The 16,253-nt window shown below is 72.6% G+C and carries 14 protein-coding genes and 1 pseudogene; 10 read left to right on the top strand and 5 right to left on the bottom strand.

What is annotated here, in order from left to right:
- Positions 1–12: 12 nt before the first annotated feature.
- Positions 13–2,268, top strand: coding sequence for an FG-GAP repeat domain-containing protein (locus tag ACFWUY_RS24930; protein WP_384113147.1), 2,256 nt, complete (start codon positions 13–15; stop codon positions 2,266–2,268).
- Between the two features lie 126 nt (positions 2,269–2,394).
- On the opposite strand, the pseudogene ACFWUY_RS24925 reads toward ACFWUY_RS24930, so the two are convergent.
- Positions 2,395–2,688: pseudogene (locus tag ACFWUY_RS24925) on the bottom strand (ATP-binding protein); the annotation flags it as partial.
- On the opposite strand from ACFWUY_RS24925, the gene ACFWUY_RS24920 reads away from it, so the two are divergent.
- From ACFWUY_RS24920 to ACFWUY_RS24910, 3 genes are all read left to right on the top strand, one after another.
- Positions 2,687–2,896, top strand: a complete 210-nt coding sequence (locus tag ACFWUY_RS24920; protein ID WP_384113144.1) for a DUF397 domain-containing protein — start codon at positions 2,687–2,689, stop codon at positions 2,894–2,896. The pseudogene ACFWUY_RS24925 and the gene ACFWUY_RS24920 sit on opposite strands and share 2 nt — an antisense overlap.
- 55 nt (positions 2,897–2,951) lie before the next feature.
- Positions 2,952–5,150, top strand: a complete 2,199-nt coding sequence (locus tag ACFWUY_RS24915) for an FG-GAP repeat domain-containing protein (RefSeq protein ID WP_384113141.1) — start codon at positions 2,952–2,954, stop codon at positions 5,148–5,150.
- Positions 5,151–5,211: 61 nt separating this feature from the next.
- The gene (locus ACFWUY_RS24910; RefSeq protein ID WP_384113138.1) at positions 5,212–5,841 is read left to right on the top strand and encodes an HAD family hydrolase; all 630 of its coding nucleotides are present in this window, start codon (positions 5,212–5,214) and stop codon (positions 5,839–5,841) included.
- 449 nt (positions 5,842–6,290) lie between these two features.
- On the opposite strand, the gene ACFWUY_RS24905 is transcribed toward ACFWUY_RS24910, so the two are convergent.
- Complete coding sequence (locus ACFWUY_RS24905) at positions 6,291–6,866, bottom strand: GPP34 family phosphoprotein (RefSeq protein WP_384113135.1); 576 nt, start codon at positions 6,864–6,866, stop codon at positions 6,291–6,293.
- 52 nt (positions 6,867–6,918) lie between these two features.
- Between ACFWUY_RS24905 and ACFWUY_RS24900 the strand changes: the two genes are divergently transcribed.
- Positions 6,919–7,092, top strand: coding sequence for a hypothetical protein (locus ACFWUY_RS24900; protein WP_384113132.1), 174 nt, complete (start codon positions 6,919–6,921; stop codon positions 7,090–7,092).
- A gap of 284 nt (positions 7,093–7,376) precedes the next feature.
- On the top strand, positions 7,377–9,350 hold the full coding sequence (locus ACFWUY_RS24895; protein WP_384113129.1) for a protein kinase: 1,974 nt from the start codon (positions 7,377–7,379) through the stop codon (positions 9,348–9,350).
- Here the strand turns inward: ACFWUY_RS24895 and ACFWUY_RS24890 are convergent.
- Positions 9,339–9,779: a Zn-ribbon domain-containing OB-fold protein gene (locus tag ACFWUY_RS24890; RefSeq protein ID WP_384113126.1), complete on the bottom strand. Its 441-nt coding sequence runs from the start codon at positions 9,777–9,779 to the stop codon at positions 9,339–9,341. The genes ACFWUY_RS24895 and ACFWUY_RS24890 overlap by 12 nt on opposite strands.
- The gene (locus ACFWUY_RS24885; protein ID WP_384113124.1) at positions 9,776–10,228 is read right to left on the bottom strand and encodes a DoxX family protein; all 453 of its coding nucleotides are present in this window, start codon (positions 10,226–10,228) and stop codon (positions 9,776–9,778) included. The genes ACFWUY_RS24890 and ACFWUY_RS24885 overlap by 4 nt, the downstream gene beginning before the upstream one ends.
- A 176-nt stretch (positions 10,229–10,404) precedes the next feature.
- On the opposite strand from ACFWUY_RS24885, the gene ACFWUY_RS24880 reads away from it, so the two are divergent.
- A complete protein-coding gene (locus ACFWUY_RS24880; RefSeq protein ID WP_384113121.1) occupies positions 10,405–11,583 on the top strand; it encodes a flavin-containing monooxygenase in 1,179 nt (392 codons plus the stop codon).
- Positions 11,584–11,684: 101 nt separating this feature from the next.
- Here the strand turns inward: ACFWUY_RS24880 and ACFWUY_RS24875 are convergent, their stop codons facing one another.
- Entirely contained in the window at positions 11,685–12,599 is a 915-nt protein-coding gene (locus ACFWUY_RS24875; protein WP_384113118.1) for an NAD(P)-dependent oxidoreductase, read from the bottom strand.
- A gap of 83 nt (positions 12,600–12,682) precedes the next feature.
- Between ACFWUY_RS24875 and ACFWUY_RS24870 the strand changes: the two genes are divergently transcribed.
- The 3 genes from ACFWUY_RS24870 to ACFWUY_RS24860 all read left to right on the top strand — a co-directional run bounded on the left by ACFWUY_RS24870 (position 12,683) and on the right by ACFWUY_RS24860 (position 16,180).
- Complete coding sequence (locus ACFWUY_RS24870) at positions 12,683–13,021, top strand: winged helix-turn-helix transcriptional regulator (protein WP_384113114.1); 339 nt, start codon at positions 12,683–12,685, stop codon at positions 13,019–13,021.
- Between the two features lie 141 nt (positions 13,022–13,162).
- Positions 13,163–15,385: an acetate--CoA ligase family protein gene (locus ACFWUY_RS24865; RefSeq protein ID WP_384113110.1), complete on the top strand. Its 2,223-nt coding sequence runs from the start codon at positions 13,163–13,165 to the stop codon at positions 15,383–15,385.
- Between the two features lie 9 nt (positions 15,386–15,394).
- Positions 15,395–16,180, top strand: a complete 786-nt coding sequence (locus tag ACFWUY_RS24860; protein ID WP_384113104.1) for an enoyl-CoA hydratase/isomerase family protein — start codon at positions 15,395–15,397, stop codon at positions 16,178–16,180.
- Positions 16,181–16,253: the final 73 nt, after the last annotated feature.

Here is a 16,253-nt window from a genome sequence, read left to right as displayed (position 1 = left end):
GGGAAACACACGTTGTCCACAGCACGCGCATCCCGGTACCGGCTCACCACCGCCGTCGCCGTCGCCCTCGCCGTGACGGCGGGCGCGGCGGCGACGGGAGCGGCGCCGGTGGCCATGGCGACGACGGGGTCCGTGACGGCGGCCGGGTCGCAGTCGACGGAGCAGGACGTGCTCCCGTTCCCGGCCGAGGACCAGATCACCGGCGCCGGCCCCTCGGGCTTCCTGAGCGCCCGGAGGGGCGCCGACTTCCAGACCTTCACCTACCGGTGGACGCGGTACGCGGACGGTGTGACGACCACGCTGCCCGAAGGCGCGTACACGTCGAGCCGGCGGACGGACATCGTCACCAGGATCGACGGGACCGTCCACTCGCTGTACGACATGGCCACCGGCGCCGATCCCGTGGTGATCGACCTCGGTCTGCTCGGAGAGGGCTACGGTCACGCGAGGAGCGCCGGCTCCTCCCTCGTCGTGACGAAGGCCAACGCGACGGGCGGCCGTGATCTCCACGTCGTCGGCAAGCCGCAGGGCGAACTCGTCGACCACAAGGTGACCGGCCTGCCCGAGGACGCCACGTTCGTCCACCTCGACCTCGACTCCCCCGACACCGTCGTGGCCGTCTACACCCGCCCCGGAGACGGGGCGACGCCCACCCGCCACGTCGCCGTGGTGGACCTCGCGACCCACGCGGTGGTCGAGACGTACGCCTCGCAGGAGATCACCAACGGGGCGCTCAACAGCCGGTTCTACAGCACCGCGCTGTCGGCCACGCACGTCGCCTGGGTCGAGTGGCCCGTCACCTCTCCCCAGTCCCTCGCCCCGACCCTCGTCGCCGTCCGGCGGGACACCGGCGAGACCACGCGCGTGCCCCTGGGCACCACGTACAGGGAAATACAGGTCGAGCTGGTGGGCGACTGGCTGACGTACGGGATGCCGGGGGGCTACCACGGCACCGGTGACCCCCTGTACGCGCTGACGGCCCTGTCGCTGAAGGACGGCACCAGGGTCAAGCTCCTCGACACCTTCGAGAGCGCCACCACCGGGCCGTACGGCACCCAGGTGGTGCGCGGCGGCACCCTCGCCGAAGGCGAGGGCCTGTACCGGATCTCCGTCGGGGAGGACGGCACCCCGGCCGCCACGCTCGTGGCGAGCACGGGCGAGCCCACCGCGCTCGAACTGTACGACCAGAAGGTCCCCGAGGTGATCGACCTCGACACCGCCTCCGTGCCGATCCCCCTGAGCTGGACCTTCAGCCGGAGGTCGGTGGGCGTGCGCGTCGAGCTGACGCACACCGCGACCGGAACGAAGGTGCCGCTTCCCGGATCCGACGGCGGATGGACCCGAACCGTCGGTTGGAACAGCATGTCCGGCACGGGCCGCGACGCCGTCCCCGCCTACAACGGCGAGTACACCTGGCGGATGACGGCCACACCCGCCAACAGGGTCGGCCCGCCGGTCGAGAGGACCGGCACCTTCAAGGTCGTCCGCAAGACCGTCGCGCACGACTTCAACGACAACGGCACCCCCGACCTGCTCGTCCGGGACTCCGGCGGCCTGAAGCTCCACAACACGAGCCAGCCCCTCGGGTCCTGGGGCTCGGGCACTCCCGAGCTGCTCGGCACCGGCGGCTGGAACGCCTACGACCGGCTCGTCTCGCCCGGAGACGTCGCCGGAGCCCCGCACGCCGACATCGTCGCCCGCGACAGGACCGGCGTCCTCTGGCTCCACGAGGGCACCGGCCACGCGCTCGCTCCCCGCGTGCGGGTCGGCGGCGGCTGGGGCGCCTACCAGCAGATCACCGGCGGCAGCGACCTCAACGGCGACGGCAGGTCCGACCTGCTCGGCACCGACGCCTCGGGCGCGCTCTGGCTCCACAAGGGCACCGGCTCCGCCATCACCCCCTTCGCGGCGCGCGTGAAGGTCGGCGGTGGCTGGGGCGTCTACAACCAGCTCACCGCCACCGGCCAGATCGGCGGCGGCCCGGCCGGTGACCTCGTCGCCCGCGACACCGCCGGCGTGCTGTGGCTGTACCTCGGCAAGGGCGACGGGACCTTCGCGCCCCGGACGAGGATCGGCAGCGGCTGGAACGCGTACGAAGGGCTCGTCGGCTTCGGCGACGTCGACCGTGACGGCCACGCCGACCTGCTGGCGAACGACGCGGGCAGCACGTACTACTACAAAGGCACGGGCAATTGGCGCGCGCCTTTCGAAGCCCGCCGCTCCGTCTACGGGTACGACACGCTCGGCCGGGACGCGACCGTGTTCTGACGGATCAGAGGCGTGACAGCGGGACGGTCGCCCAGACCGTCTTGCCGACGCGGCGGTCCTCACGCCCCAGGCGGTGGCGAGGGCGGCGACGAGCAGCAGCCCGTTACCGCCCTCGTCGGGGTTCGTGGACGGTAACGGGCGGCGCTCACCGCGCGCGTCGGAGAGTTCGATCCGTACGTGCGCGTGCTCGTCGTCGAGGGCCATCCGCACCTCGAAGTCCCTCCCCGGCACCCGTCCGTGCAGGGCCGCGTTGTTGGCGAGCTCGGCGACGACCAGCTCGGCCGCCTCGGCGGCGGAGCCGGTCACGCCCCAGTCGTGGAGCTGCCGCACGGCGAGCAGCCGGGCGGGGCGCGCGCCCCGGCGCGTCGCCGAGAGCCGGAGCGTGAACTCGCCGGTTGGAGTGGCCGTTTCGGACTTCATGACCACGAGAGTGGGCCGTCGGCCGTACGCTGACCGGTTCGAGAGCAGCTACAACGGTGGCGAAGGCGGTAACTGCGTCGAGGTAGCCGCCCACCCCACCGCCATCCACCTCCGCGACTCCAAGAACCCCCACGGCCCCCAGCCCGCCGTCACCCCCGCGACGTGGTCGTCCTTCGTCTCGTACGCTGCGACCTCTACGCAATCATGAGTAACGGACGCGGTGTTGCTGACACCCCGCCCGCATCCCCGGGGGGACACGCACCATGCATCACGCGCACATATCCGGCCGTCGGCTCGTCGTGGCCGTCACCGCCGTGCTCGCCGTCACCGCCGTCGGCGGGACGACGCTGGTCGCCGCGCCGACGGCCGTGGCCGCCGTGGCGGCGACGCAGGACGTCACCGTCACCCTCCCGGCCGGCGAGAAGCTCGTCAGCGCCGGGACGACCGGTTTCCTCACCTCGAAGGACGACGGCGCGGATGGGACCGCGCTGACGTGGACGAGGCTGTCCGACGGCAGCAGGACCGACATTCCGGGGACGCTCGCCCACCCGAGCCGCTCGGACACGGTCATCACCCGCGAGGGGAATCGTTTCGTCCTCCGGGACATGAGCGTCAGCATGTTCACGTCCTTCGTCGAGCCGTCCGCGTCGCTCGGGACGAACTACAGGGTCGTCGGGGCGGCCGGCTCGACGCTCTACCTGACCGTTCCCAACACGGCCGGTGGGGAGGACCTCTACCGGCTCACCCGGGTGAACGGCGTGCAGCAGCAGGAGGAGATCTCGTACCTCCCCTACGCGCGCGACTACAGGATCGTCGCGCACTCCGGCACCGACGTGTCCCTCATGTTCACGAAGGAGGTGAACGGCGTCACCACGTACTTGCGCGCCCTGACGAACCTCCTCGGCAACTTCCACGGGCTGGAGCAGGCGACCCGGCCCTTCGACCCGGCCAAGGTCACCGGCGCCCTCAGTCCGTCGTACCTCGGGTGGACGGAGACCGTGGATGGCGTCACGCGGGTGGCCGTGCAGAAGCGGAGCGCGTACGAGCCCTTCAGGTACGTCTCGCTGGGCGCGGGCACCAGTGGTGTCGTCGTCGGGTTCGACGGGGACTGGGTGCTGTACGGGGTGCCGGGCGGGCTCACCGCCCCCTCCCCCGACCCGCTGTACGGACTGACCGCGCAGAACGTCCTCACCGGCGAGACGATGACGCTGCTCGACCACTTCACGTCCACGTCGACCGCGCCCGACGGAAGCATCTACGTCCAGGGCGGGAAGGCGACCGACGGGGAAGGGCTTTTCAAGATCGCGGAGGGCGGCTACCCGCAGGCCTCGCTGATCGCGGGCACACCCGGCGCGTCCACCTCCCCGACCGTGCTCCACAGCACCGTCCCCGCCGTGGCGGAGCTCGACCGCAACGGCGGTCGGGTGCCCATGGAGTGGCAGCTCTCCCGGTACAACGTGAACCTGGACGTCACCCTGCGGCACAACGTGACCGGGAAGACGTTCACGAAGCGGCTCACGCGGCCCTCGGCGCCCGCGCGGCTCACCTGGGACGGGCTGATCAACGGGGTCAGCGCCCCGAACGGCGACTACACCTGGCAGGTCACCCTCACGCCGACCAACGGCATCGGGTACCCCGGGCACGCGACGGGCGCGTTCAAGGTGACCCGGAAGGCGAACGCGCACGACCTCAGCGACAACGGCTCGCCCGACCTGCTCGCGCGGGACGCGTCGGGGACGCTGTGGCGGGACGACACCCTCGACTGGCCGGTGGCCGGTCAGGTGACGCCGGCGAAGCCTCGCGTGAAGGTCGGTACGGGGTGGAACACGTACAACCTGATCGAGGCGGCCGGGAACAACGCGGGCAGCGCCGCCGGTGACCTCATCGGCCGGGACACGGCCGGCGTGCTGTGGAACCACCTCGGCAAGGGCGACGGCACGTTCGCGACGCGCGTGCGGGTCGGACCCGGCTGGGGCATCTACAACAAGCTCGCGGCGGGCTCCGACCTGACAGGCGACGGCAGGGCCGATCTCGTCGCGACGGACGCCTCCGGCGTGCTGTGGTTCTACAAGGGCACGGGCAGCGCCACCACTCCCTACGCCGCCCGCACCAAGGTCGGCTCCGGGTGGGGCGTCTACAACCAGCTGACGGCCGTCGGGAACCTCGCCGGGGGTCCGGCCGGTGACCTCGTCGCCCGCGACACCGCGGGCGTGCTGTGGCTGTACCTCGGGAAGGGCGACGGAACGTTCACGGCCCGGACGAAGATCGGCACGGGCTGGGGCGCGTACAGCCAGCTGGTGGGTGTCGACGACGCGAACAACGACGGGCGGCCCGACCTCGTCGCGTACGGGTCGGCGGGGACGCACGTGTACCTGGGGACGGGGGCGTGGGCCACGCCGTTCACGAAGACGGCGACCTCGCTGTACGCGGGCGAGGGGACCAAGTTCACGTCGGTGTCGTGACGACCGCGTAGCCCGGTACCGGGCGGTCGCGCCTCGGACGCCTCGCCGTAGCATCCGGGGCGTGATCCCCACGAAGTTCTTCCTCTTCGACGTCGACGGCACCCTCGTGGACGCCGTCGCCAACCAGCGCCGCATGTGGCACGCGTGGGCCTCGCGGTACGGGCTCGACGGGGACGAGGTGTACGCCGTCGCGCTGCGGACACGGCCCGTGGAGACCTTCGCGGCCGTCGCGCCGGACGCCGATCCGGACGAGTGCCTCGCCCTCCTGCACGAGCTGGAGGACGAGGACGTCCGTACGGGGACGTACGCGGCCTTCGACGGGGCGGCCGAGCTGCTCGCCGCGCTGCCGGCGGACCGGTGGGCGCTCGTGACGTCGAACTACGAGCACCGGGTACGGGGGCGGTTCGAGCGGACCGGTCTGCCGTTGCCGGGACTGGTCGTGGACGCGGCCTCGGTGGTGGAAGGGAAGCCGTCGCCCGTCCCGTACCTGCTGGCGGCGGAGAAGCTGGGCGCGGACCCGGCGGAGTGTCTGGTGATCGAGGACGCGCCGTCCGGCGTACGGTCCGGGCTCGCGGCCGGCATGACGGTGTGGACGGTCAACACCGGGACCCCGCACCCCGGGGCCCATCGCCACTTCCGGTCCCTGGCGGAGGCGGCACCGGAGATCCTGGCGCTGGCCGCGCGGGTGTAGGCCCTCGGGGTGGTCGTGTCTGATGGGCTTCTGGTGGGACCGCCCTCTCTCCGAGAGTCGCTCCTTCCGGCGGCGCGTCAAGGGCGCCTTCGGCGCCGCTGCGCGATGGGCTGCGCCCACCCTTGACCCGCCGCCTCCAGGAGCGAAAGACCTCTCGGAGGGCGGTCCGGGGGCGGGGGTCACCGGAGCCCCGGGCAGTGGTCCGGGTCGTCATGGGCCTGACCGGTTGGTGGGCGGGGGCCGGGTTCGTTGCCGGGGTGAGCGGGTGCGGTTCGGTTGCGTCTGGGTGCGCGGTTGTTGCATGGGGCGGTCGGCTCCGGCTCGGCGTCTCGCGGTTGTCAGATGGCTGGGCTTCAGGCCCCGCCGGTCACTCCCGGCGGGGAAGAGGGAGGTAACTCCGCCCTACTCCTGGTAACCGGCTCCGAATTTCCGACATGGTCGTGCGGGGGTCACGGGCCGCGCCAGATGTTGGCGAAGGCCGTGTTCTCGATGGTCCGCCTCTGGCGTACGGCCTCCAGCTCCATGATCGCGTCGTGGACGGCGGCCACCACCGTCGTCACCGCCTCGTCGAGGTCGGGCTCGTCGCCGGATCCTCCGTCCATGCCCACGGCCGAGGCGAGGGCCGTCAGGACGGGTTCCCGTTCCTCCCAGCGGTCGTTCGCCCGGCTACGGGCGGGCGTGTCGACCAGTTCCACGCGTTCCGCGCCGAAGGGCAGCAGGCCGCTTCGCTTCCGCGTCAGCTCGCCGTCCGCCTCCAGTGCGGCCTGATACGCGGCCGAGAGGTCGCGGCCCCGGCGCCACAGCCAGTCGTCGATCCCCTCGCGGGAGGTGAGCTCGGCCGCAGCCCGGCCGAGAAGGCGGTCGTCCACCGCCGCCCCGCCCGGCACGATCCGGTCGTCGTCCACGGTCACGGCCCCCGCGTCGATCAGGTCGATCAGCTCGGCTCCCGCGAGCGCGAGCGACAGGGCGCCCTGGCCCACGCCCCGGTCCATGGCGATGATGAACAGGTCTTTCGCCGTGGTCATGAACGGCTCCCCTCGGAGGCATCGGCAATCCCACCGGTCAGGCTAGCCCCGTATGTGCGGCCCGACCGAGGGCGGCCGGACGTACGTGTTCGCCACCCACGCCTGGGCGGACGTCACGGAGAACGGGCACGCGCAGTTGTACCAGGGCCCGATGGTTCCCGTGGACGACGCGCAGCTGACGGAGTGGAAGAAGGCGGTGGCGCTCCCGATGGAGTCGGATCGGTAGCCGGAAGCCGTGCGGCGCGCCGCGATCGGCGGACAGCCGGCTCGCCGCCCCCGCCCGCCCGTCCGCCCGTCCGCCCCCGCCCGACCGCTCGTCCGCCTGCGCGTACGGCATGTACGGCATGTACGGCACATACGGCATGTGCCGTACGCGGTGTCTCCAACCTCCGCCGCACAACAAGCACTTGACCTCCATTCAGATCGTCAACCCGCTCGGCTACTGTGTGGCCCATGCAGGGGGAACCGGAAAACAATTCCAGTCCGGACAGTTTGAGCGGCAGCGGGGCCATGCCGCTGGAAGCGGGGGATCCTCGTCAGATCGGGGCGTTCCGGCTGCTCGGCGTCCTCGGGTCCGGGGGGATGGGGCGGGTCTATCTCGGCGCCGTGCCGGGCAAGTTCGCGGCGGTGAAGCGGGTACTGCCCGTGCTCGCCGAGGACACCGACTTCCTGAACCACTTCGGGCACGAGCTCGACAACCTCGCCCGGCTGCCCGCCGGCGCCAACACCAAGCTGCTCGCGAGCGACCGCACGGCGAAGCCGCCGTGGTTCGCCACCGAGTTCATACCGGGGATCACCCTCAGCGAGGCCATCCGGCTGAACGGCGGCCCGCTGCCCGGCGAGGCCCTGTGGCGGCTCCTGCGCGAGGCGGCGGCCGGGCTGCGCGTCGTGCACGGCGCCGACATGGTGCACCGCGACCTCAAGCCCTCCAACATCATGCTCACCTCCTCCGGCCTCTCGCTCATCGACTTCGGTGTCGCCCGCGCCGCCGACCAGAGCCGCCTCACCAGGACCGGCATGGTCATCGGCACCCCTGCCTACATGGCTCCCGAGCAGGCCGTCGCCGACCGCCGGCTGACCGGTGCCGCCGACGTCTTCGCGCTCGGCAGCCTCCTCCTGTACGCGGCGAACGGCCGCCCTCCCTTCGGCGACGGCTCCGGGCCCGACCTGCTCTACCGGGTCGTCCACGGCGAGCCCGACTTCGGGCGGCTCACGGAGACCGAGCCCGAGCTCGCGGAGCTCGTACAGAAATGTTTCGCCAAGGACCCGGCGGACCGGCCCACCGCCGACGAGCTCGTCGGGCTCACCGAGGAGCACGCGGCGGGCGTCGTGTGGCCGGCGGCCGTCACCGAGCGGATCGACGAGCGGGCGACGTTCGCGGCCGGGGCGCCCACGGCCGAGCAGCTCGCCGAGCTGGAGGAGGCCGAGCCGGCCCAGGACGTGGCGACGGCCTCCCTCACCCCGCAGGGCGGGCGGGAGCCCGCGACCGCCTCGCCGGATCCCCTGGCCGTCACCGGACAGGCCGCGCCCGGCAAGCGGGAGGGGCGGCGCAACCGGTTCGTCATGTTCGCCGTGCCCGTAGTCGTGGCGACCGGCACCACCCTGACCGTCGCCCTCGGCCCGTACGAGATCGGTCGGCTCGGCGCGGCCCCGGAGGGTTCCTCCGCGCCGCCGTCCTCGGTGGCCTCGCAGCCGGCGAGCGTCCCCTCGTCGGCCGCGTCCGGCTCGCCGTCCGCGAAGACCCCGGGCGTCAAGACCCCGTCGTCCAAGCCGCCGGGGTCGTCCCCGGGCGCGCCGCTCCCGCCCCTGCCCCCGCCCGCCGACGGCGGCGGTGTCGGCGGTGGCGGAGGTGGCGATGCGGGTGGCACCGCGACCGGCGGCGGAAGCGGGTCCGGGAGTGGCTCCGGGGGCGGGTCGGCAAGCGGGTCCGGGAGTGGCTCCGGCGGCGGGTCCGACGGCGGTTCGACCTCCACCAGCTCTTCCGGCGGCGGTTCGACGACCCGTCCTCCCGCTCCCCGGCCGGATCCCACGACCCAGAAGCCCGCGCCCCCGCCGTCCACCGGCGGCGGCTCGTCGACCTCGGGGACGTACTCCCTGCAGAACGTCTCCAACGGTCACTGTCTGGCGGAGAACGACGCGGGCTACGCCGTCCTCGTCGACACGTACGAGTGCGGCTCCAAGCCCACCAACGGCGGCTCTCTCGCCTACTCCTGGACCTACTCCCCCGGCGCGAACGGCACCTTCCGCCTCGTCAGCAAGATCTCCGGCAAGTGCCTGCAGCCGTCGAGCTCCACCGTCACCGTCGCCGCCTGCAACGGCTCCGACGTCCAGTCCTGGAAGATCGGCACGTCGACGTCCGCCGGGCGGACCATCAAGAACGTGAACAGCGGCTACTGCCTGATCACCGGGCCGCCGTTCGCGATGACGTACACCTGCAACCCGAGCGACCGCGCCCACCTCTGGCGGAACATCTCAGCCCTCTGAGCGCGGGCGGCCGAAGACCGGGACCGTGACCTCACCCTCCGCCCGGAAGGCGACCTCCAGATCCATCCCGATCCGGAGGTCGTCCTCCGGCACGCCCACGACCTGCGTCATCATGCGCGGCCCCTCGGCGAGGTCGACGACGGCGGCGACGTACGGGACGCGTTCGCCGAAGGGCGGGAGGTCGTTCCGGTGCACGACCGACCAGGTGTAGAGGGTGGCCCGACCGCTCGCCCGCTCCCAGCGGACGTCCTCGCTCCAGCAGTACGGGCAGAACTCGCGCGGGTAGTGGTGGGGCCGGTCGCAGGCGGTGCAGTGGCGCAGGAGCAGCCGGCCTTCGGCGGCGGCGTCCCAGTAGGGGCGGGTGAAGGCGTCGATGTCGGGGTCGGCGGCCGTCGTCGGACCTGTCCGGTCGCGGTCCGTCGCCGTCACAGGAAGAGTCCGATCGCGGAGTCGAGGGACCAGGTCTGCCAGGACATGGCGAAGAGCGCGACGAGGGAGATGAGCGCCATCATCGCGTTCTGTCCCTGCTCGGCCCAGTCGTGGATCATCAGGACGAGGTAGAGGAGGTTGAGGAGGAGGCCGCCGACGAGGGCCACCGGGGTGAGGAAGCCGGTGACCAGGCCGAGGCCGAGGGCGAGTTCGGCGTAGACGACGACGTACGCCATGAGTCGGGGGCGGGGGGCGACGACGGTCTCGAAGCCCTTCCCGACCTGTGGCCACCTGTGTTTGGCGGCGACGTCGGCGGCCCAGGCGATGCCGGTGCCGCGTTCGAACCAGCCCTTCCTGTCCTTGTGGCGCCAGCTCTCCAGCCACCACAGGCCGAGGCCGATGCGGAGGACGGCGAGCCATTCGGCGCCGGTGAGCCAGACGGTCTGCATGCGCGCGTCCTCTCGGCGAGGCGGGTCCCATGAACCCGATCCCAAGGATCTGACGGTACGTCAGTTCAGCGCAGGCCGGTACGGAGCGCAAGGGGTGGGCGCACGTGACCGATTCGCAACCGAAATCCCTCCCGGTCGAGACCCACTACGTGTACACGTCATTACGCTCAGCAGTCATGGTCACCACCCCCCGACAACGCCCCACCCCCGAGCAACGCTCCACCCACCCCGTGTACGTGATCGGCGGCGGCCCCGGCGGACTCGCCGTCGCCGCCGCCCTGCGCGCGCGGGGCGTCCGGGCCGTCGTCCTGGAGAGGTCCGACGCCGTCGGCGCCTCCTGGCGCGCCCACTACGACCGGCTGCGGCTGCACACCACGCGGCGGCTTTCCGCCCTCCCCGGGCTGCGGATGCCCCGCTCGTTCGGACGCTGGGTCGCCCGCGCGGACGTGGTGCGCTACCTGGAGACGTACGCCGAGAAGCACGAGCTGGAGATCGTGACGGGCGTCGAGGTCTTCCGGATCGAGCGGGCCGGTGAGGAGTGGGTGCTGCACGCGACCGGCGGGCGGCGCCTCGTCGCGGGCGCGGTCGTCGTGGCCACCGGCTACAACCACACCCCGCGCCTGCCCGACTGGCCCGGCCGCGACGCGTACGCGGGCGAGCTGACCCACGCCAGGACCTACCGCAACCCGGAGCCGTACGCCGGGAAGGACGTCCTCGTCGTCGGCATCGGCAACACCGGCGCCGAGATCGCCGCCGACCTCGCCGGGGGCGGTGCCGGGCGGGTCCGGCTCGCGGTCCGCACCGTCCCGCACATCGTCCGCCGCACGACGGCCGGCTGGCCCGCCCAGCGCTCCGGCATCCTGGTGCGACGGCTCCCGGCGGCCCTGGTCGACCGGCTCGGCGCCGTGCTCGCCCGGGTCGCCGCACCGGACCTGACGGCGTACGGGCTCCCCCGGCCCGACAAGGGGCTCGCCACCCGGCAGCGCGAGGGCGCGGTCCCCGTGCAGGACGTGGGCCTGATCGACGCCGTGCGGGCCGGGAAGGTCGAGATCGTCGCCGCCGTGGAGGGCTTCGAGGGCGGCGAGGTGCTCCTCGCGGACGGCACCCGCATCGCCCCGGAGGCCGTCATCGCCGCCACCGGCTACCGGCGCGCCCTGGAACCGCTCCTCGGCCATTTGGACGTGCTCGACGGGCGCGGGCTGCCGCTGGTGAGCGGCGCGCGCTGCCCGCGCGAGGCGCCGGGCCTGTACTTCACGGGGTTCACGAACCCGATCAGCGGGATGCTCAGGGAGCTGGCCATCGACGCGGAGAAGATCGCGCGGCGGATAGCCCGGACGGAACGCCGGGGCGACTGAACCGGGACGCCGGGGCTCTTGAACCGGGATGCCGGGACGGGCGTCGGGGCGGGGACGCCGGAGCGCCCGAGCCGGGTGAGAACACTCGGGGCGTCGCGGGCCTACCCCCGCTTCCCCAGCACCTCCGTCAGAGCCGAGACGCTGTGCTCGCCGTGGCCCGCCGCGGCCGCCCTTTCCACCAGGTCGTGGAGGGGAGCGAGCCAGGCCGTGTCGACGCCCGTCTCGCGGCCCAGTTCCTCGTCGTAGGCCGCTCCCTCCAGGAAGAGGTTCACGGAGGACGCGGCCTCGGAGTAGTCGCCGCTGTCGATCTCCTCGGCGTACACCGGCAGCAGGGACTTGATCATGTCCAGCCACTTCCCGGCGAACCGCACCATGCTGCCCGCGTCGAGCCCGCGCGCCCGTACGGCCGCGGCGCCCTGGAAGAAGCCGACGAGCGCGGGCAGCAGCATGGCGCCCACGGCCATCTCGTACAGGGCGGCGAGGTCCGGTTCCTCGCCGAGGTGGACGGTGTCGCCGCCCAGGACCTCCAGCGTGGTGACGTACGCGTCGAAGACGGCCCGGTCGCCGCTGTAGTACAGGAGCGTGTCGGGGGCGCCGACGGCGGAGGGCACGTTCTTGACGGCCCCGGCGAGGAACGGGACGCCGTGGCCGGCCGCCCAGGCGGCGGTCTCGCGGGCACCGGCGGGGGAACCGCTGTTCAGGGTGACGAGGGTGCGTCCCGACAGCGCCCCGGTGGCGGGGGCGAGGACCTGTCGGGTGGCCTCGAAGGTCGTCAGGCAGGTGACGACCAGCGGGCCGGCCGTGACCGCGGCTTCCACGGACGGGGCCAGGACGGCCCCTCCGGCCACGAGCGGCGCGGCCTTCTCCGGTGTGCGGTTCCATACGGTCGTCGGGTGCCCGGCGCCGAGGAACGCCTCGGCGAGCGCCCGTCCCATCGCCCCCAACCCGATGACGGTGACGGGTGAGCGGCTGTTCTCGGTCATGTGCTGCTCCAGTTCCTCCACGGGCGGATGCATGATCCTCATACTGGGTCGGTACGCACATTCCCTCAAGTACCTACATTTTTGTGGGGTACTGACATTCCTGTGAGGAGGAACGGATGACGAAACCCCGCTACACCTGTGGACTCGACGCCGCCGTCGCCGTCATGGGAGGCAAGTGGAAGGGGTTGATCCTCTTCTCGCTCGACGAGGGTCCCCTGCGCTTCGGGGAGTTGCGGCGCGCGGTGGCCGGGATCAGCGAGCGGATGCTGATCCTCCAGCTCAGGGAGATGGAGGCGGCCGGCCTGGTGCACCGGGAGGTGTACCACCAGGTCCCGCCGAAGGTGGAGTACTCGCTGACCGCGTTCGGCCGCTCCCTCAACACCGCGCTGGCGCCGCTCGGCGAGTGGGGCGAGGAGCACATGGAGCGCATCGAGGCCATTCCCCGGGGGGCGTGAAGCCGGCGCCGAGCCGGTCGGCGGCCGGTCTCGGGACAGTCCCGATCCGGTCCGCGCACACCCATTCCTGACTGGGCATCAGTTCTGTAACCTGACTAGGTGTCAGGTTCCTTGTCATGGGCGGAAGGGTGGAGCGGAACGATGCTCGGATCGACTCACGGCACCTTCACCACCGATCTCCGCGCCCGCGTGGTCGCCTGCGGGGAATCGCCCCGGGACGCCGTGCACGGCGTCACCGCCGTCGCCGGCGACCGGGACGTCAGCGGACGCCCGCTGTACGCGCCCGTGCCCGACCTGGACCGGTTCTTCCGGCCCGGGTCCGTCGCCGTCGTCGGCGCGTCCGACACCGAGGGCCGGCCCAACACCGGGATCACCCGGCAACTGCTCGCCTGGGCCGAGCGGGTCGGCGCCCGGCTCGTGCCCGTCCACCCCACCCGTACCAGCGTGTTCGGGATCGACTGCGTGCCCTCCGTCGGCGCGCTCACCGAGCCCGTCGACCTCGCCGTCCTCCTCGTCGCCGACCCGCTCCCCGTCGTCGAGGAGCTCGCCGCGACCAAGGTCAGGTTCGCGGTCGCCTTCGCCTCCGGCTTCGCCGAGACGGGCGAGGCCGGCGCCGCCGCGCAGGAACGTCTCGCCGCCGCCGTGCGCGGCTCCGGACTCCGCCTCCTCGGCCCCAACACCAACCTCAACGCCTTCGAGCGCTTCCGCGAGGACCTCGAAGGGCCCGCCGTCGCGCTCATCACCCAGTCCGGCCACCAGGGACGGCCTGTCTTCACCCTCCAGGAGCTCGGCGTCCGGCTCTCCCACTGGGCGCCCACCGGCAACGAGGCCGACCTGGAGACCGCCGACTTCCTCTCGTACTTCGCCGGACGGCCCGAGGTCGGCGCCATCGCGTGTTACGTCGAAGGACTCAAGGACGGCCGCTCCTTCCTCCTCGCCGCCGACCGCGCCGCCCGCAACGGCGTCCCCGTCGTCGCCGTGAAGGTCGGAAGGACCGAGACCGGGGCCCGTACCGCCGCCTCCCACACCGGCAAGCTCACCGGCGCCGACCAGGTCGTCGACGCGGCCATGCGCCAGTTCGGGGTGATCAGGGTCGACGGGCTCGACCAGCTCCAGGACACCGCGACGCTCCTCGCCCGCGCGCGCCGGCCGGTCGCCGAAGGGGTCGTCGTCTACTCGATCTCCGGCGGTACGGGCGCCCACTTCGCCGACCTGGCCACGGCGGCGGGACTCCGGCTGCCCACCCTCCCGCAGGCCAAACAGGACGAACTCCACCAGTGGATACCGGAGTACCTGAACGTCGCCAACCCCGTCGACAACGGCGGGCACCCGGTCGGCGACTGGCGCGGCCGGAAGATCATCGACGCGATCCTCGCCGATCCGGCGGTCGGCGTCCTCATCTGTCCCATCACCGGCCCCTTCCCTCCCATGAGCGACAGGCTCGCCCAGGACCTGGCCGACGCGGCCGAGGCGACGGACAAGCTGGTGTGCGTGGTGTGGGGCTCCCCGGTCGGGACGGAGGAGGCCTACCGGACGACCCTGCTCGGCTCCTCGCGCCTCGCCACCTTCCGTACGTTCGCCAACTGCATCGGGGCCGTGAAGGCCTATCTCGACCACCACCGCTTCGCCGCCGGCTACCGCTCCCCCTTCGACGAGGCGCCCCGCACCCCCTCCCCGTCCCTCCGCAAGGCGAAGGCCCTCATGCGGCCCGGCCGGCGACTCAGCGAGCACGCGGCGAAGCAGCTCCTGCGGGCGTACGGGATACGGGTGCCGCGCGAACAGCTCGTCACCAGCGCGGCGGCGGCCGTGCGCGCCGCCGGGCTCGTCGGCTACCCGGTGGTGATGAAGGCCTCGGGCGCGCAGCTCGCCCACAAGACGGAGCTGGGCCTGGTGAAGGTGGGGCTCACGTCGGCGAGCCAGGTGCGGGACGCGTACCGCGAGCTCACCGACATCGCCCGCTACGAGTCGGTCGACCTCGACGGCGTCCTGGTCTGTCAGATGGTGGGGCGCAGGGTCGAGATGGTGGTGGGCGTGACCCGTGACGAGCTGTTCGGGCCGACGGTCACGGTCGGCCTCGGCGGGGTCCTGGTGGAGGTCCTGAACGACACGGCCGTACGCGTCCCGCCGTTCGGCGAGCGGGACGCCCGTTCGATGCTCGACGAGCTGCGGGGCCGGGCGCTCCTCGAGGGGGTGCGGGGTGCCCCGCCGGCCGACGTCGACGCGCTCGTCGAAGTCGTCCTGCGGGTGCAGCGGATGGCCCTCGAACTCGACGGCGACCTCACCGAACTGGACATCAACCCGTTGATGGTGCTGCCGCGGGGGCAGGGCGCGGTGGCCCTGGACGCGCTCGCGGTCTGCCGCTGAGGAGATCTCATGGCCGATGTCCTGCACGCCGTCGAGAACGGCGTCTCGTGGATCACGCTCAACCGCCCCGAGGCGATGAACGCCGTCACCTGGGACCAGCGGGAACGGATCATCGCCCTGCTCGCCGAGGCCTCCGCGGCCCCGGACGTCCGGGCGGTCGTCGTCACCGCCACCGGCCGGGGCTTCTGCGCGGGCGCGGACCTGCGGGGCGCGCCGTCGGTGGGGGAACAGGTCGCCGGGGACGTGTCCCGGATGATCCGGCTCGGGGCCCAGCGGTTCGTCGGGGCCGTACTGGACTGCGAGAAGCCGGTGATCGCGGCGGTGAACGGCACGGCGGCGGGGATCGGCGCACACCTCGCCCTCGCGTGCGACCTGGTCCTCGCGGCGGACTCGGCGCGGTTCGTCGAGGTGTTCGTACGGCGGGGCCTCGTCCCGGACGGGGGCGGGGCGTATCTCCTCCCCCGGCTGATCGGGCCGCAGCGGGCGAAGGAGCTGATGTTCTTCGGGGACGCGGTGCCGGCGGCGGAGGCGAAGGAGCTGGGCCTGGTGAACCGGGTGGTCCCGGCGGAGGACCTGGAGAAGACGGCCCGGGAGTGGGCCGAGCGCCTCGCCCGGGGCCCGACCCGCGCCCTCGCGCTCACGAAGCAGCTGGTGAACGCGTCCCTGGACGCGGACCGGGCGGCCGCCTTCGCGGCGGAGGCGGTGGCACAGGAGCTGAACATGACGACGAGGGACGCGCGGGAGGGGGTGGCGAGCTTCGTGGAACGGCGGGAGGCCCGGTACGAGGGGCGGTAGCGGGGGCTGTCGTGCCTCCCGCCCTTCGACGGAGGCTGTCGTACCGCGGCTCCCCGTCCGGCGGCCCGGGCGA

It is taken from the genome of Streptomyces sp. NPDC058664, from assembly GCF_042716635.1.
Classification (GTDB): domain Bacteria; phylum Actinomycetota; class Actinomycetes; order Streptomycetales; family Streptomycetaceae; genus Streptomyces.
Note: the sequence above shows the minus strand (reverse complement) of the source record. Positions and strands in the feature narration are given on the sequence as shown.

Excerpts from the sequence above, each read along its gene's own strand:
- ACFWUY_RS24870 (WP_384113114.1), top strand. The coding sequence starts at position 12,683 with ATGACGAAACCCCGCTACACCTGTGGACTCGACGCCGCCGTCGCCGTC.
- ACFWUY_RS24920 (WP_384113144.1), top strand. The coding sequence starts at position 2,687 with ATGACCACGAGAGTGGGCCGTCGGCCGTACGCTGACCGGTTCGAGAGC.
- ACFWUY_RS24860 (WP_384113104.1), top strand. The coding sequence starts at position 15,395 with ATGGCCGATGTCCTGCACGCCGTCGAGAACGGCGTCTCGTGGATCACG.
- ACFWUY_RS24905 (WP_384113135.1), bottom strand. The coding sequence starts at position 6,866 with ATGACCACGGCGAAAGACCTGTTCATCATCGCCATGGACCGGGGCGTG.
- ACFWUY_RS24875 (WP_384113118.1), bottom strand. The coding sequence starts at position 12,599 with ATGCATCCGCCCGTGGAGGAACTGGAGCAGCACATGACCGAGAACAGC.
- ACFWUY_RS24915 (WP_384113141.1), top strand. The coding sequence starts at position 2,952 with ATGCATCACGCGCACATATCCGGCCGTCGGCTCGTCGTGGCCGTCACC.
- ACFWUY_RS24900 (WP_384113132.1), top strand. The coding sequence starts at position 6,919 with ATGTGCGGCCCGACCGAGGGCGGCCGGACGTACGTGTTCGCCACCCAC.
- ACFWUY_RS24880 (WP_384113121.1), top strand. The coding sequence starts at position 10,405 with ATGGTCACCACCCCCCGACAACGCCCCACCCCCGAGCAACGCTCCACC.
- ACFWUY_RS24865 (WP_384113110.1), top strand. The coding sequence starts at position 13,163 with ATGCTCGGATCGACTCACGGCACCTTCACCACCGATCTCCGCGCCCGC.
- ACFWUY_RS24895 (WP_384113129.1), top strand. The coding sequence starts at position 7,377 with ATGCCGCTGGAAGCGGGGGATCCTCGTCAGATCGGGGCGTTCCGGCTG.
- ACFWUY_RS24885 (WP_384113124.1), bottom strand. The coding sequence starts at position 10,228 with ATGCAGACCGTCTGGCTCACCGGCGCCGAATGGCTCGCCGTCCTCCGC.